The organism is Pseudomonas sp. S2_H10, assembly GCF_054668285.1.
Map to the genome: position 1 here is coordinate 174,751 of NZ_CP162754.1, position 15,498 is coordinate 190,248.

Below are 15,498 nucleotides of genomic sequence, written 5' to 3' on the forward strand. Positions count from 1 at the left end.
AATGAACATCACCAGAAATCTGCTGCAAACCGGCGCTCTTTCCCTGTCGCTGCTGGCCACCGGCGTCATGGCTGCCGTGCCCGCCGATCAGGTCGCCAGACTGGGTGCGAGCCTGACGCCAATGGGCGCCGAGAAGGCCGCCAATGCCGATGGTTCGATTCCGGCCTGGACCGGCGGCCTGCCCACCAACGCCGGCGCGGTGGATGCCAAGGGTTTCCTGGCCGACCCGTTCGCCAATGAAAAGCCACTGTTCAGCATCACCGCGGCCAACGTCGAGAAATACAAGGACAAGCTGACGCCGGGCCAGTTGGCGATGTTCCAGCGTTACCCGCAGACCTACAGGATTCCGGTGTACGCCACCCACCGTACGGCAGCGTTGCCCGACGAGATTTACAGCGCGATCAAGACCAGCGCGGCCAAAACCGAAACCCTGGGAGGCGGCAACGGTCTGCAGAACTTCAGTGACAGCCGCTATTACGCCTTCCCGATTCCGGCCAACGGCGTCGAGGTCGCCTGGAACCATACCACCCGCTATCGCGGCGGCAACGTGCACCGCTTCGTCACCCGTGTGCAGCCACAGACCAATGGCTCGTTCACCATGGTGCATTTCGAAGACGAGATTTCTTACCCGAGCAACCTGCCGGACCTCGAGAAGAGCAAGGCCGAGAACAGCCTGTTTTTCTTCATCCAGCGGGTAACCGCGCCAGCACGTCTGGCGGGCAACGTACTGCTGGTGCACGAGACCATCGACCAGGTCAAAGAACCGCGCATGGCCTGGCTCTACAACGCCGGTCAGCGCCGCGTGCGCCGCGCTCCGCAAGTGGCGTACGACGGGCCGGCCACCGCCGCCGACGGCCTGGCCACCTCCGACAACTACGACATGTTCAACGGCGCCCCGGACCGCTACGACTGGAAGCTGATCGGCAAGAAAGAACTCTACATCCCGTACAACAGCTACAAGCTCGATTCGCCGCAGCTGAAGTACGACGACATCATCAAGCCCGGCCACATCAACCAGGACCTGACCCGCTACGAACTGCACCGAGTCTGGGAAGTCGAGGCCACGCTCAAGCCGGGCGAACGGCATATCTATGCCAAGCGCCACATGTACTTCGACGAGGACACCTGGCAACTCGCCGAGGTCGATCACTATGACGGCCGTGGCCAACTGTGGCGGGTCGCCGAAGGTCATGCGCAACAGTATTACGACCATAAGGTACCGGGTTACACCGCCGAGACGTTGTATGACCTGGTGTCCGGCCGTTACTCGGTCCTGGGCCTGAAGAACGAGGAAAAACGCAGCGTCGAGTTTGGCGTGAAAGCGTTGATGGCCAACTACACCCCGGCAGCCCTGCGTCAGGAAGGGGTGCGCTGACCCGCCAAGTCCCCGCGATGTGCCAGGGACGGCCTGTATTCGCGCTGTGCATACCATGAATGATGGATATTCACTTCCGTCATTGTTCGACGTTTGATTTAGTGCGCCTCATCGTACAAATGCATGTGAACCCAAGTCATGAAAAACAAAAAAAACAGGCAAATGGGAAGGGCCGTTCCTCAACGAGGCGAGTTGGGGAGCAGTGTCATGATCAAAGATGTTTACTACGCATCTTCCGGCAGTTTCCTGCGCAGATTCTCAGGCCGTGTGCAAACACTTGGCCCAGGCCTGATGGTCAGCCTGGCAATCGCCATGGCTTCCGCTTTCATTGCCGACCATTACGGCGGCCCCACGTTGTTGTATGCGCTGCTCTTTGGCATGACGTTCCACTTCTTGATCGAAGACGGCCGTTGCCTGCCCGGCATCGAGTTTGCCTCGCGCACCATCCTGCGTTTTGGCGTCGTTCTGCTCGGTGCGCGAATCACACTGGAGCAGATCGGCTCACTGGGTTTTGAAACGGTGATTGCCGCCGTGCTGGCAGTCGCCGCGACCCTCTGTGTCGGTTGGGCCAGCGCCCGGCTGCTCGGCCAGCGTGCCGACTTCGGTGTACTCACTGGCGGTGCCGTGGCGATTTGCGGCGCATCGGCAGCACTGGCGATCTCCGCGGTGCTGCCCAAGCACGAGAACAGTGAACGCGACACCCTGCTCACCGTCGTCGGCGTCACCGGCTTGTCGACATTGGCGATGATCACCTATCCCATCCTCTGCAAGCTGCTGGGCCTGAGCCCCGAGCAGACCGGCACTTTCCTCGGCGGGACGATCCATGATGTCGCCCAGGTGGTCGGGGCGGGCTACATGATTTCACCGGTCACCGGTGATATCGCCACAGTGGTGAAGTTGCTGCGTGTGGCCCTGTTGGTCCCTGCGGTCGTCGTGGTTGCCTGGCTGTTCCGCCGCCAGCATGCGGGCAACGAGCGCGGGCGCATTCCTGTGGTCCCCGGCTTCCTGGTCGCTTTCATGGCCTTGGTGGCAATCAACAGCACCGGGGTCATTCCACACGCACTGACCAGTGGCATGAACGACTTGTCACGCGGTTGCCTGGTTTTCGCCATCGCCGCACTGGGCGTAAAAACCTCTCTGCAGAAATTGGCAGAGGTGGGCTGGCGACCGATCGTGATGCTGGTGGGTGAAACCTTCTTCCTGGCCGCCCTGGTCATGGGCCTGCTGTTCCTGGTGCGCTGAATAGTAAAAATGAACTATACCCAATAGTGCATTCGCTCCTGACCCCCGGGACACATGCCTTTGAGGTCCGAGGAACTCCAGCGTCAGCGAACGGCACGGCACGGCACCCAACCGGTTCAAGTGCTCGAGCAGTAAGCATTAGCCCCTGTCCGGCCGCGTGCCTCACGTCGCCAGGCCCAGGTTCAAAACTCTGAACAAGGCAAGGAGTTTGCGATGGCTGATTCAAGCAAGAAAATGGGCCTGATGGGGCTCACGACGCTGGTGACGGTCAACATGATGGGTTCGGGCATCATCATGTTGCCCACCAACATGGCGCAACTGGGTGCCGTCTCGCTGCTGTCATGGATCTTCACCGCGATCGGCTCGATGGCCATCGCCTACTGCTTTGCCCAGTGCGGGGTCTTCTGTCCGCGTTCGGGCGGTTTGTCCGCCTACACCGAGGAGGCCCATTCAAAGTCGGGCTTTTTCCTCTGTTCGTACCTGTACTTCCTGTCCCTGGCCATCGCCAACGTGGCCGTGGCCATTTCGGCGGTGGGCTATATGACGGCCTTCATCCCCTGGCTGGGCACCGGTGCCATTCCACTGTGCGTCGGCACGATCGCGCTGATCTGGCTGACCACCTTCGCCAACTTCGGTGGCCCGGGCATCACCGGCAAGATCGGCGCCTTCACGGTGTGGGGCGTGATCATTCCGGTCGCGGGCCTGAGCATCATCGGCTGGTTCTGGTTCAAGCCCGATGTGCTGGCCGCCGCCTGGAACCCCAACAGCCTGCCGATTTCCGAAGCCATCGGCAAAGCCATCCCCCTGACCCTGTGGGCCTTCCTCGGTATGGAGTCGGCGGCCCAGGCCACCGATGCCGTCGAAAATCCCAAGCGCAACGTGCCCCTGGCCTGCCTGTTCGGCACCCTGGGTGCCGCCGTGGTCTATGTGCTGTCGACCACTGTCATCCAGGGCATCATTCCTAACGCGGAACTGGCCAAATCCTCGGCACCCTTCGCTCTGGTCTACGCCACAATATTCAACCCGATGGTGGGCACAATCGTCATGGCCCTGGCGGTGATGGCGTGTGTCGGCTCGCTGCTGGGCTGGCAATTTACCCTGGCGCAAACCGCCAAGATGACAGCTGACCAGAACCTGTTCCTCAAGCTCTTCAGCAAGGTCAATTCGATGAATGCGCCCGTCGTCGGCATGATCGTCTGCGGCGTGCTGCAGACCCTCATGGCCCTGTCGACCATCTCGCCCGACGCCGCCGCCCAGTTCAGCAAGCTGGTCAGCCTGGCCGCGGTCACCAACCTGATCCCCTATATCACCGCACTGACCGGCCTGCTGGTGATCATGCACAAGGCCGGGGTTTCGTCGGCGATTCACACGCGTAACGTGGTGGTCTTGCTGATCGCCGTCACCTACTCCTTGTATGCCCTGTATGCCTGCGGCAAGGACGCTGTGATGGGTGGCACCCTGGTGCTCGCTGTCGGCTACCTGCTCTATGGATTCCTCGCCAAGCGCTTCACCGAAGCGCCATCCGCCAACCAGGCCACGGCCGGTAATCCTTAGGCGTGGCCATCTGGACTGCACAGACATCTGCATACGGGGAAACCGGACATGAACGTACCATTTGCCATAACCACCAGACTGCTGCTGGCCTTCGCATTCTTGACGCTGCCGCTGGCGGCCGGCGCCAACACCCTTGAACGCGTGCGCAGCAGCCACACTTTTACCTTGGGCTACCTGCCGGACCTGGCCCCTTTCAGCAAGCAGGAAGGCGACAAGGCCAGCGGTTATGCCATCGACCTGTGCCTGAAAATCGCCGACACGCTCAAGAGCGAGTTGGGCCTGCCCGACCTGCAGGTGCGCTATCAACCGGTAACGGTTGCAGACCAGGTCAGCGCCGTGAGCCAGGGCAAGGTCGATATCCTCTGCACGCCGACCGCGCCCACCCTGGAACGGCGCAAGATGATCAGCTACTCCATCCCGGTCTACACCGCCGGCCTCTCGGTCGTGGTGCGCAACGATGCGGGCGAACCCTTGCTCAATGTGCTCAATGGCAAGGTCGCCAACACCGGCCCGACCTGGCGCGCCAGCATCAACAATGGCCTGGCCAACCAGACCTACGCGACCCTCGAGGGCGGGGTGACCGAAGACTGGATTCGCGAGCAGATGCGCCTGCTCAACGTGATCGCCTCGCTGGTGACCGTGGCCAACAACGACGAGGGCGTCAAGCTGGTTGCCGAGGGCAAGGCCGATGCGTTCTTCTCCGAACGCATGCTGCTGCGAAACGAAGTGGCCAAGGAAGGCGCGGCCAAAAACCTGATGATCCTGGACCGCATCTTCGAGTACTCGCCGGTGGCGATGATCGTGGAGCGCAACGACGAAGACTTCCGCCTGCTGGTCGATACGGCCCTGAGTGAAGCCTATTACTCGGGCTTCGTGGCAAAGGCCTACGACCAATATCTGGGCGGGAGCAACGCCACGGTGAAAAAACTCTTCAGGGTGTATGCGTTGCCCTGATACAACTGTAGGAGCGAGCCTGCTCGCGATGGACGTTAACGATAACGCGTGCAACCTGAATAAACGCGGCGCATTTGAATCCATCGCCGGCAAGCCGGCTCCTACAGGGATTGCGTCATCGGTGATTCCCGGGATTGACGCGGTCTTTTGTAGGAGCCGGCTTACTGGCGATGGACGTTAACGATAACGCGTGTAACCTGGATAAACGCGGCGCATTTGAGTCCGTCGCCGGCAAGCCGGCTCCTACAGGTATTGCGTCATCCCGGGATTGACGCGGTCTTTTGTAGGAGCCGGCTTGCTGGCGATGGTCGTTAACGATAACGCGTGCAACCTGGATAAACGCGGCGCACTTGAATCCATCGCCGGCAAGCCGGCTCCTACAGGGATTTGCGTAAAGAACCATTTAATTGGCAAAGACCATGGCGAAGTAGCCAAGCACCGTCAGCAGGATCCCCGAGACTGCAAACGCGACCGGAAAACCGACCCAGGGCACATTGCTGCCGATCTCCGCCGCGGCCTCAAGGCACGGGCCGGAATGACTGCGGGCACCGGCCATGCCACCCATCAGTACCGCCGGATTGATCTTCATCACGTGATAGCCAACCACCCAGACGGCGAACGGCGGCAGCATGCAGGCGACGAAACCCACCAGGAAAATCTGCACAGCGAGCATCCCCGTCAGTTGAGCGAGCAGGGTGGCGCCGGCATTGATCCCGACAATCGCAACGAACACCAGCAGGCCGATGTCCTCGAGGATGTTACGCGCTGCGTTCGGCGTATTGCCGAAGAAGCGCAGGCGCGAGGACAGCGACGAGACGATGATGCCCGAGACCATCAGGCCACCGGCGCTCCCCAGGCCGACAGAAGCACCAAAGGCGGGGAACTGGATCAGACCGATCAGCAGCCCCAGGGACATTCCGACAAACAACGTTAATAAATCGGTGATGCTGCTGGGCCGGGCGATAACCCCGAACAACTCGCCCGCGCGTTGCACGGCGCTGGACAGGCCGGTGACAAACAGCACGTCGCGACGCTGCAGCCGCGTCTCTGGCCCGACGGGCAAGGGCACACCGCCGCGCTGGATGCGAGTCAACTGCAGCTGCCCGGCCAGGTCCAGGCCGCGAAACTCCTTGAGCGGCTTGCCGATCACGGTCTTCTCGGTCACCAGGATCTCCGCGTGGTCCAGGGGGACGGCGAGCGCCTTGGCGTCATCGACCTCCGGGCCGATCAGGCCGATGTTGGCGGTCAGGCCTGTGCGTGTGCTGCCAAGGGTAATCACATCCCCCAGTTGCAGCTGGATGTCAGGATCCGCCCCTATCGCCTCATCATCGTGATGCACGTTGACGATGCGATACTCCGGGAAACGAGCGAGAAACTCGCGGATGGTCAGGCCGGCAGTCGTGCGGTTTTCCAGGCGATAAGCACGCAATCCGAAGGCCTTGTCGGCGGTAATACCGTCGTCCTCGAGATCATGCATCCCATGCTGTTCCTCATAACGACGGGCTGCCGCCCTGGCATCGACCCCCCACCAGCGCGGCATGTACTTGCACATCAGCACGATGCCGACGGTGCCCCAGATGTAGGTGATGCCGTAGGACAGGGTGATCATCGCCGACACCCCTTCGACGGTGTCGCCCGGTGCGAGGCGGACGGCACCCGAGGCAACCGCTTGTTCGGCCGAGCCGATGGCGGATGACATGGTCGTGGCCCCGGCGAGGATTCCGCCGGCCGCGCCGGTCGGCAGGTCGAAAAGCCGCGTGCCCAAGACCACCACGGCCAGACTGAACACACTGCAAATGACCGCGAGGACGGTGAACTTCAGCCCGTCATCCTTCAGGCTGTTGAGAAAGGAGGGACCGACGCGCAAACCGACCCCGTACATGAACAGGTAGTAGAAGAGGTTCATGGTGAACGTATCGAGCTTGTAGGTGATGCCATAAAGGGAGGCGGCAATGGCGATGCCACAACCCACCACGATGGCGCCGCCGACGGTACCCAGCCCGTAACCCTTGATGGTGAAGCGGCCGATCAGCACCGCCAGGCTCACCACCAGGAACAGCAGCAGGTAGGGGTTGGCATTGAGAAACGCGAAGAGTGCCTGCACGGTTTGAATCCCCCGATTTCGCTACGTTGATGCCTGACGTCAGAAAAGCCTCAGGCAGTAGCGTAGCGTGTGAAACCGGGGAGGTTGACCCAAGTACCAGACCAGTAAAGTCCATGGCTTTTCCTCCCGCTGTGAGGAAAAGCCTGAGCAGACCTTTGGCAAGCCTTCAGTGGTCGATCAGACAATACCGACAAACGACAGGATGAACAGGATGATCACAACAGCACCGACGAGGTAGATAATGTTGTTCATGGCTTCAGCGCTCCATCTGGATGGGGATGCGAAACAGAGGTGTCTATACAGCTGACACCTTCGCTCGCATTTCCGTTCCGCAATCCATTTTGCCGGGGCGCTGATGACTATCGACTGAAGCGCGCCGCCAGGCTGTGCAGGTACTCGGCCATGACTTCCAGGTCCTGGCTGATCGCGGCGCCTTGCTTGGCTTGCCCGGCGCTGTGATCACAGAGTTGGGCGATACGCGTGATCTGTTGATTGATGTCTTCAGCCACGTGGCTCTGTTCTTCGGACGCCGAGGCCATCTGCTGGCTCATTCCGGTAATCCGGGTGACGGCCTGGCTGATGCCGACCAGAGCCGTCTGCACCGCCTCGACACGCTGCATGCTTTCGCGGGACATCTGCTCGCCACGGCTGGCCGTCGAGACGGCGCGATCGGCACCGCTATACAGCGAAGCGATGATGCCGTGGATCTGCTCGGTGGAGGTACGGGTGCGTTGTGCAAGGGAGCGCACCTCGTCGGCCACCACGGCAAAACCGCGACCTTGCTCGCCGGCGCGGGCCGCCTCGATCGCCGCATTCAGCGCCAGCAGGTTGGTCTGTTCGGCAATGGAGGTGATGACATCCACGACACTGCCGATCGATTGCGTTTCGCTGGCCAATGCATTGACCGCCTGGCCAATCTCGTTGACCGCTTCATGCATGGTTGCCATGGCGCTCAGGCTTTGCTCCGCCAGCTCAGTGCCGTCACGGGTCAACTGGTCGACCTGCGACGCGGCATGTGCGGTGTTGATGACGTTCTGGGTGACTTCCTGGATGGTCGCGGCCATCTGGGAAATGGCGGCGGCGGACTGATCGGTTTCACTGCGCTGACGATCCAGCGACTGCGCCTGCGAGCCCGAGAGTGCCGATGATTGCGCCGCCTTGGCCTTGACGTTGACCCCGGCATCGACGAGCCGGCTCAAGGCGGTCTGCAAGCGCGCTTCCTCACTGAGCATGGCCATGTCCAGGCGCCCCTGGGGACCGTGGTTGTCGCTATAGGTGAGCGCGACCAGCGGATCGGAAAAGGCTTTCGGATGCTCGGCCAGGGTGCGCTCGATGGCTTTGCGCTGTCGGGACTCGATCAGGTACCAGGCAAAACCCAGGCTCGCCACCAGGACCCCTTGTGCCGCCGTTTGTGCCAGCCACTGGCTGCCCAGCAGTGAAACCCCGCCAGCCAGCAGCAGCGGCCAGCCGTGTTGCAGCGGCCGAAGAATCCGCGCGCTGCGGGCAACGATCGGCTTGCCGGCGCGCATCCTGGCATAGAGTGCCGCTGCCCGACCGACCTGGTCGCGGCTGGGCAACGAACGAACCGACTCGTAGCCACTCAGGCGACCGTTTTCATAGATGGGCGTGACGTAGGCACTGACCCAATAGAAATCACCGTTTTTCGAACGGTTTTTCACAAGGCCCATCCAGGGTTTGCCTTGCTTGATGGTGTGCCACATATGAATGAACACCCCGGGTGGCATGTCGGGGTGTCGAACCAGGTTATGGGGCTGACCGACCAGTTCGTCGTAGGTGAAACCGCTGATGGCCACAAAGGCGTCATTGCAGTAGGTGATGCGGCTGTCGAGATCGGTGGTGGAGATCAATCGCTGTTCGGCAGGGAATACTCTTTCATGCTCGGTTACGGGTAGATTCACGCGCATACGGTGTGGCCCCTCGGATTATTATTATGATGTTGAGCCTATAAAGCACACGCGCCCAGGCATGGCGCCGGGCCCGACGAGGAATTTATGGGCGGGGGAGACAGGCGGCGATTCATTCGACGACAATTTCTTTTCATTTCATGACAAGTCCACGATGTCGAAGTGGAATTGTGAGGGACGTCGAATCGAGTGGTTTGTGGGGCGCAGAATGCGCGCAAAGCCCGGTGGATCACCGGGCTTGCTGAGTTGATACCGTTTGGCTCGTTTCGTGTTTCAGGCCGATGCGCTCACTCCTGCGCCTTTCTCCTGCGCCGCAACATCATGCAGGGAAATCCTCGAGGTCTCCGGCAATGCCAGTCCACCCGCCAGCGCGAGCAAGGCAACCGCGATCAGGTAGAACGCCGGCGACAGGTTGCTGCCGGTGGTGCTGATCAACCACGTCGCCACCAGCGGTGCGGTGCCACCGAACAGGGTGTAGGCCATGTTGTAGGTGATCGCCGAGGCGGTGTAGCGAGTGCGGGTCGGGAAGGTTTCCGAGAGCAGGGCCGCCGTCACCACGCCGCACAACACCGCGCCGATCGCCAGCAGCATCACGCCGACGACGGACGCTGCGAACGAGCCGGAGCTGGCCAACAGGAACGAGGGATACACGACCACAATCAACAGTGCGCAAGCCGTCATCACTGTCTTTCGACGCCCGACCCGATCCGAATACAAACCGGCCAGCGGGCAGATCGCCGCGGCGAACAGCAATGCGATCAGCGACACCAGCAACGCCGTGGCGCGACTCAGGCCACCGGCGACTTGCAGGTAGGTGGCGAAGTAGGTGGTGAACATATAAAACGACAGCGCCGTCAGCGACACAAAGGCACCCAGGCAACAGATCGCCGCCCCATGGTTGCGCAAGGTTTCCTTGAGTGGCGAGTGGGCGACTGCATGTTCCTCGGTCACCGCCTGGAATGCCGGTGTCTCATCGAGTTTCCAGCGCAGGTAAAGCCCGACCAGGCCCAGGGGCGCGGCAATCAGGAACGGCAGGCGCCAGCCCCAACTGCCCATCGCTTCGGCGGACAATGAGGCCTCGAGTGCGTAGGCCACCACGGCAGCCGCGGCGAAGGCGGAAAAGGTCGACACCGGAATGAAGCTGCCGTACCAGGCGCGTTTGTCATTCGGTGCGTGTTCCATCAGGTAGGCACAGGCCCCTGCGTACTCGCCCCCGGCGGAAAAGCCCTGGGCGCAGCGGATCAGCGACAGCAGTATCGGCGCCATGACCCCGATCGCCGCATAAGTGGGCAGCAGGCCGATCAGGGTCGTCGCCCCGGCCATCAACAGAATGGTCATCGCCAGGGTTCGCTTGCGCCCGATCCGGTCGCCCAGCATGCCGAAGAAAATCCCGCCAAGGGGCCGAAAGGCGAAGGCCACGGCGAACACCGCAAAGGTCTTGAGCAGCGCGGCACTGGCGTCGCCACTGGGGAAAAACTGCTGGGCGATGGTCGTGGCCAGAAAGCCATAGACGGCGAAGTCGAACCACTCGACGAAATTGCCGATGCCGGCGGCGACAATCACTCTTCTCAGCGTTTTCGGGCTGACCTGTTCCATCGTTGCGCTCGTCATGCTTGACCTCGACAATTCGTCAGTAAGCTATCGATTATCAGGGCAGGCTCTGCGGCGGTTTACTTCAAAAGTGTCATCCACATAGTCAGTACCGACGTCTTGGCGTTAAATTGCCCGCTGTTCGCCCACCAGGACTTCAACGATTCAAAAGGGATGAAAATGACATTGACTGTCGAAAGCCTGATCAGCGTCGCAATGACCAATCCGGTAAACGCAGCACTGGCCAAGCGTCTGCCCGAGCTCGGTCTGCAGCAATGCATGCTCACCGCCGGTTGCCTGTTCCAGGCTGTCTGGAATCATCAGACGCAGCAACCGGTAGCGTGGGGCGTGAAGGATTACGACGTCTTTTACTTCGATGAAGACCTGTCCTGGGAAGCAGAGGATGAGGTCATCCAGCGTGCCCGGGGTCTGTTCGAGGACCTTGAGGTGAACGTCGAAATCAGGAATCAGGCGCGTGTGCACCTGTGGTACAGACAGCGGTTTGGCGGGGAGTATCCTCAGCTCCGGTCGGCCAGGGACGGGGTCGATCGTTATCTGATTGCCGGTACGTGCATGGGTTTGGATGTGGCAACCGGCGAGGTCTACGCGCCTAATGGGCTGGCCGACACAGAGCAGGGGCTGCTTCGAATCAATCCAAGGAATCCCAGGCCAGACTTGTTCGATCAGAAAGCCAGAAGTTATCAGGCCCGCTGGCCCTGGCTCAGGATCATCGAACCCCAGCGTTGAATTGTAGATGCTGCCTCACGCAATCCGGGGAACTGTAGGAGCCGGCTTGCTGGCGATGCATTCAAGTGCGCCGCGTTCATCCGGGTCACACGCGTTATCGTTGACGACCATCGCTGGCAAGCCAGCTCCCACAAGGGACCGCACCATACCTGTGGGAGCCGGCTTGCCAGCGATGGACTCAAGGGCGCCGCGTTTATCCTGGTTGCACGCGTTATCGTTGACCACCATCGCGAGCAGGCTCGCTCCCACAAGGGACCGCACCATACCTGTAGGAGCCGGCTTGCTGGCGATGGACTCAAGGGCGCCGCGTTTATCCGGGTTACTGACGTCCATCGCGAGCAGGCTCGCTCCTGCAATAAAAAGGGCCTCAAATCCTTGAGGCCCTCGTTGCTACAGCCAGTTCTGACTCAGTTCTTCACGACTGGCACCGTCACGGTTTTGCCGAAGGCCGACTTGATGGTTGCTGTCGGGGCTGTCGCCGGGCCGCTGCCGACGGTGGTCACCGCTATGTTCCAGCGTGCGCCGGTAGGCGTGGTGGTCAGGGTGGCGTTGCCAAGGTTCACCGTTCCGGTGGTGGTCGTGGCAGTCGCCGAGATGGTATTGCCCGTGCCGCGCGAGGTGGTGCCGGACAGCACCCAGTAGTAGCGACTGTTGCTGCGGGAGGTGACGGTAGCGCCGGTGACGATCAGGTTCTCGACGACCCCTGCGGTGACCGCCACGGACACCGTCGCCGGTTCCGATTGCGCACCAATGGCATCGGCGGCCTGATAGGTGAAGGTCGCGGTGAACGGTGCGGCGATCGTGGCCGGTGGTGTGTAGACCACGCGCAGGCCATCGGTGCTGACGCTGCCCTTGCCGGAGTCCGGTTGCGCCAGGCCCACCACTTTGAGCGGCAAGTTACCGTCTGGGTCGGTGTCGTTGGCCAGCACGTTGATGGTGACCGGTTGGCCTGTGTTGCTGATGGCACTGTCAGGGTTGGCGACCGGTTTTTTGTTGTCGCCTTCGTTGTTGCGTCTATCGCCCGTGCGGAAGGTTGGCAGCGCGGCGGAGTTGACGTAGGTCACACCGTCCCAGCCGGGCAGGGGTGTTGGCATCAACTGGAACTGGCCCGGATTCTCGACGTCCCAGCGCATCAGCATGGAAGTGTCTTCGTGCTGGGTGTTGTGGCAGTGCTCCAGGTAGGTCCCGGCGAATTCGCGGAAGCGGATCGCGATGTCCACGTCCACCGTACTGTCGATGCCCTGGCCGATGAGATAGACGTCCTTGCGCGCCCATTTCTCCCATTCCGGCGGTGCCTTGCCGTCGCGGCTGAGGACGACGCCTTCTTCGAAGTGCACGTGCACCGGGTGGCTCCAGCCGTTGCCGCCGTTCTTGATTTTCCACACTTCCAGGGTGCCGTCGCCGGAGAAGCCGGCAGGGGTCGGGCCAGTGGCCAGTTGCGGCGCGGCGCTGATCCGGCGCAGGTCGGCGCGTTCGCCGAAACCACCGTCGGTCTTGATCGTCCAGGGTTCTTCGTCGGTACCGTCCGAGCGGCCGAAGATGAACTCGCGATGCCGCGCCTGCTGCAGCTTGGCCTGCATCGCTGGATCGTCGCGGTTGATCGTCAGCGGGATCATCACCTTGCCCACCGGTTTACCCGGTTTGGCGGGTTCGTAGTCAGCGGGGTTCATGGCCACGTCCTGGCCGGCATAAGGCTGCACCACCATCTGCATGAACTTGCCCACCGTCGGGTCGCCCAGGTCCCATTCCAGCCCCTTGCTGCCGAGTTTGAGCACCGCTTTGTACTTGCCGGACAACACGTCGGCCAGGCTCAGCGGAATACTCTCCGGCCCCTTGCCGCTCTGGTGTTCCATCAGGTTGACGAAGTACAGCTTGTCACCGGTCCGGATCCCGTATTTGGAGAAGTTGACGATGATGTCGAAGCGCTCGGCAATGCCCTGGGTGGGCAGGATGGCGTTGTGGTCCTGCACATCGCCGTCGGCGTCCAGGTCCATGCTGCCGTCGAACGGCACGGCGTGTTCCATGAGGTTGCCGTCGTTGGCGATCATGTGGAACGGCACGCGGGTGTAAGACAGGCCGGAACCCGCCGGACCGGGGAATTCGCCACTGGTGCCGGCGATTTCACGCACCAGCGCGATCCTGAAGAAGCGCGACACCGAGCCATTGAGGATGCGGAACCGATAGCTGCGCGCCCGCACGTTGAGGCGCGGCTGGTACTGCCAGTTGACCAGGATCTGGTCGCCGAGGAAGCCATCGGTATTGAACGGGTTGAACCACAGTTGGCCGTTGGCATCCCAGGCCTTGTCGGCGATCATCAGGTTGACGTCATAGTCGCGGTTGCCCCAGGGCAGCGCCGAACCGCTGGGCAGGCGCAGGTTGACGCCGTCCTGCAGCGCTTCGTTGCCACGGTCCATGGCGCTGTAGTAGTTCATCATCGTCGCGTTGCCTTTGTAGACATTCTGCGCGGTGAAATCGAGCATGTGGTCGTGAAACCAATGGGTGCTCATGGTTTCGCGCCACTCGCCACGGATCTTGATGGTGCCGTTGTTGCACGTCTTCATGCCCGGCGTGGCGTCGTTGACATACAGGGTTTCACCCGGTGCGCAAGGGAACGCCGCGCGTGCATCCTGGGCATTGGTATTGATGCTGTCGTAGCCGGCCAACTGGATCGGCCAGCGATAGTCGTAGTACTGCCCCGGAAAGAAAAACGCATTGGCATAACCGTCGCTTTCGGCCGGGGTGTGGCCGTTGTGTTCGTGGGTGCTGAGGGTGTGCAGGCCAAAGCCCATGTTGGCCGCCGGATCGATCGGCAGGGCGTTGTAGTGCCGCATCAGCACCCCCTGACCGTAACGCACCATCAACAGTTTTGGCGGAAAGGTGCCGTCGAAAGTCCACAGTGCCTTGTGGTTCTGGATCGGCATGTTGGGGTGAAAACGCGTGTCGATGCCCTTGGTGGTACCGGCAATGATCGGCGTGTCCGAAGTCTGGTTGTACAGCCCGCCCGGTCCGAACTCGCCGACGGCGTAGTTGTGCAACTGGCGGCGGTCGCGCATGCCGCCGTTGAGCTTGGCGCCCGCCTGCGCGGTCTTGAAGGCGACCTGTGGGTAGAACTCGTTCCAGCGCTGGTGCGACCAGCCTTTTCCCGGTGGACGACCTTCAGCCGGCGAGCCGACCGGATGGCGGTTGAGGAAGGCTTCGACCTGCGCCTTCCACGGGTTGCGGTCCAGCACATTGGAATACTGCGAGGGGAACGGATACAGCCCCGGCTGGCGCATGAAGGCTTCCAGCGCCGCGGCCGAAGGGCCGCTGCGGGCGATGCTGTTCGGGTCCTGCGTGGGCGCCGGGCCGATGATCGGAGGCGGGAAGGTCAGCGGCGGCGCGGGCAGTGTCGGGTCGAGTTTTTCCGTGCCGAATTCTTCGAACAGCAGCAGTTGTTGCGTGTACGGCAAGGCCCCGAACAACGGGCTGGGCTTGCCGTTGGTGGGGATCTTGAACGATGTCTGCAGGGCGGGCGGCAGCACGTTTTCGGCCCGGGGCGAGTTCCGGTCGCCGTACCCGCCGTTGGGATAGGCGATGGAACCCTGGTTGGTATGCGGCAAGGTCAATAGGGCATCCAGCGCGGCCTTGGGGTCGGCCGGCGGATTGGTAAACGCCGAGGGGTCCGTCGGTAGGGGGGGGCCGAAGTCATCCAGCGGCACGGCCTCTGCCGTGGCCAGGGAAAAGAACATCGCACAAGGCAGACCTGTTTTGCGCAGCAGATGGAGCGAATTGCTTGAGTGTGTTGCGCGTTTCATAGGTCACCCCTCGCTTGATGTCCCGCCGTCTCCATGGCCGGGACGACTGCTGTTTTTGGGCTCAAGCAGGGGTGTGCAACTAATGAGCCATTACCTGGCCAAGAAAAGATTCAGGTCAACGAACCGGTTTTTCCGGGTATTGCAGCCCAAAGAAGCGGGGGGGCAGAGGGGGATATTCCTCGAGTTTGGTGGTAAACACCCGGATAGGTGGGT

8 protein-coding genes and 2 pseudogenes are annotated in these 15,498 nt (G+C 61.6%); 5 read left to right on the forward strand and 5 right to left on the reverse strand.

Annotation, left to right across the window (positions count from 1 at the left end; genetic code table 11):
* The first annotated feature begins 1 nt into the window (after position 1).
* The 4 genes from AB4O16_RS00685 (at position 2) to AB4O16_RS00700 (ending at position 5,125) form a co-directional block, all read left to right on the forward strand.
* Positions 2-1,375, forward strand: coding sequence for a DUF1329 domain-containing protein (locus AB4O16_RS00685; protein WP_460156733.1), 1,374 nt, complete (start codon positions 2-4; stop codon positions 1,373-1,375).
* 207 nt (positions 1,376-1,582) lie between these two features.
* Positions 1,583-2,617, forward strand: a complete 1,035-nt coding sequence (locus tag AB4O16_RS00690) for a YeiH family protein (RefSeq protein ID WP_160388745.1) — start codon at positions 1,583-1,585, stop codon at positions 2,615-2,617.
* Between the two features lie 213 nt (positions 2,618-2,830).
* Positions 2,831-4,171, forward strand: coding sequence for a putrescine-ornithine antiporter (potE, locus tag AB4O16_RS00695; protein WP_460156734.1), 1,341 nt, complete (start codon positions 2,831-2,833; stop codon positions 4,169-4,171).
* A gap of 48 nt (positions 4,172-4,219) precedes the next feature.
* Positions 4,220-5,125: an amino acid ABC transporter substrate-binding protein gene (locus tag AB4O16_RS00700; RefSeq protein ID WP_460156735.1), complete on the forward strand. Its 906-nt coding sequence runs from the start codon at positions 4,220-4,222 to the stop codon at positions 5,123-5,125.
* Positions 5,126-5,528: 403 nt separating this feature from the next.
* Here AB4O16_RS00700 and AB4O16_RS00705 read toward each other — a convergent pair whose 3' ends face one another.
* The 4 genes and pseudogenes from AB4O16_RS00705 to AB4O16_RS00720 form a co-directional block, all read right to left on the reverse strand.
* Positions 5,529-7,229 carry an aspartate:alanine exchanger family transporter gene (locus tag AB4O16_RS00705; protein WP_460156736.1) on the reverse strand — a complete coding sequence of 567 codons (1,701 nt, stop codon included), beginning with the start codon at positions 7,227-7,229 and terminating at the stop codon, positions 5,529-5,531.
* 359 nt (positions 7,230-7,588) lie between these two features.
* Positions 7,589-8,563 (reverse strand): annotated as a pseudogene (locus AB4O16_RS00710) (methyl-accepting chemotaxis protein); the annotation flags it as partial.
* Between the two features lie 312 nt (positions 8,564-8,875).
* A pseudogene (locus tag AB4O16_RS00715) lies at positions 8,876-9,154 on the reverse strand (PAS domain-containing protein); the annotation flags it as partial.
* 273 nt (positions 9,155-9,427) lie between these two features.
* On the reverse strand, positions 9,428-10,765 hold the full coding sequence (locus AB4O16_RS00720) for an MFS transporter (protein ID WP_460156737.1): 1,338 nt from the start codon (positions 10,763-10,765) through the stop codon (positions 9,428-9,430).
* Positions 10,766-10,924: 159 nt separating this feature from the next.
* On the opposite strand from AB4O16_RS00720, the gene AB4O16_RS00725 reads away from it, so the two are divergent.
* Entirely contained in the window at positions 10,925-11,491 is a 567-nt protein-coding gene (locus tag AB4O16_RS00725; protein ID WP_460158106.1) for a nucleotidyltransferase family protein, read from the forward strand.
* A gap of 407 nt (positions 11,492-11,898) precedes the next feature.
* Here the strand turns inward: AB4O16_RS00725 and AB4O16_RS00730 are convergent, their stop codons facing one another.
* Positions 11,899-15,219, reverse strand: coding sequence for an Ig-like domain-containing protein (locus tag AB4O16_RS00730; protein WP_460156738.1), 3,321 nt, complete (start codon positions 15,217-15,219; stop codon positions 11,899-11,901).
* Positions 15,220-15,498: the final 279 nt, after the last annotated feature.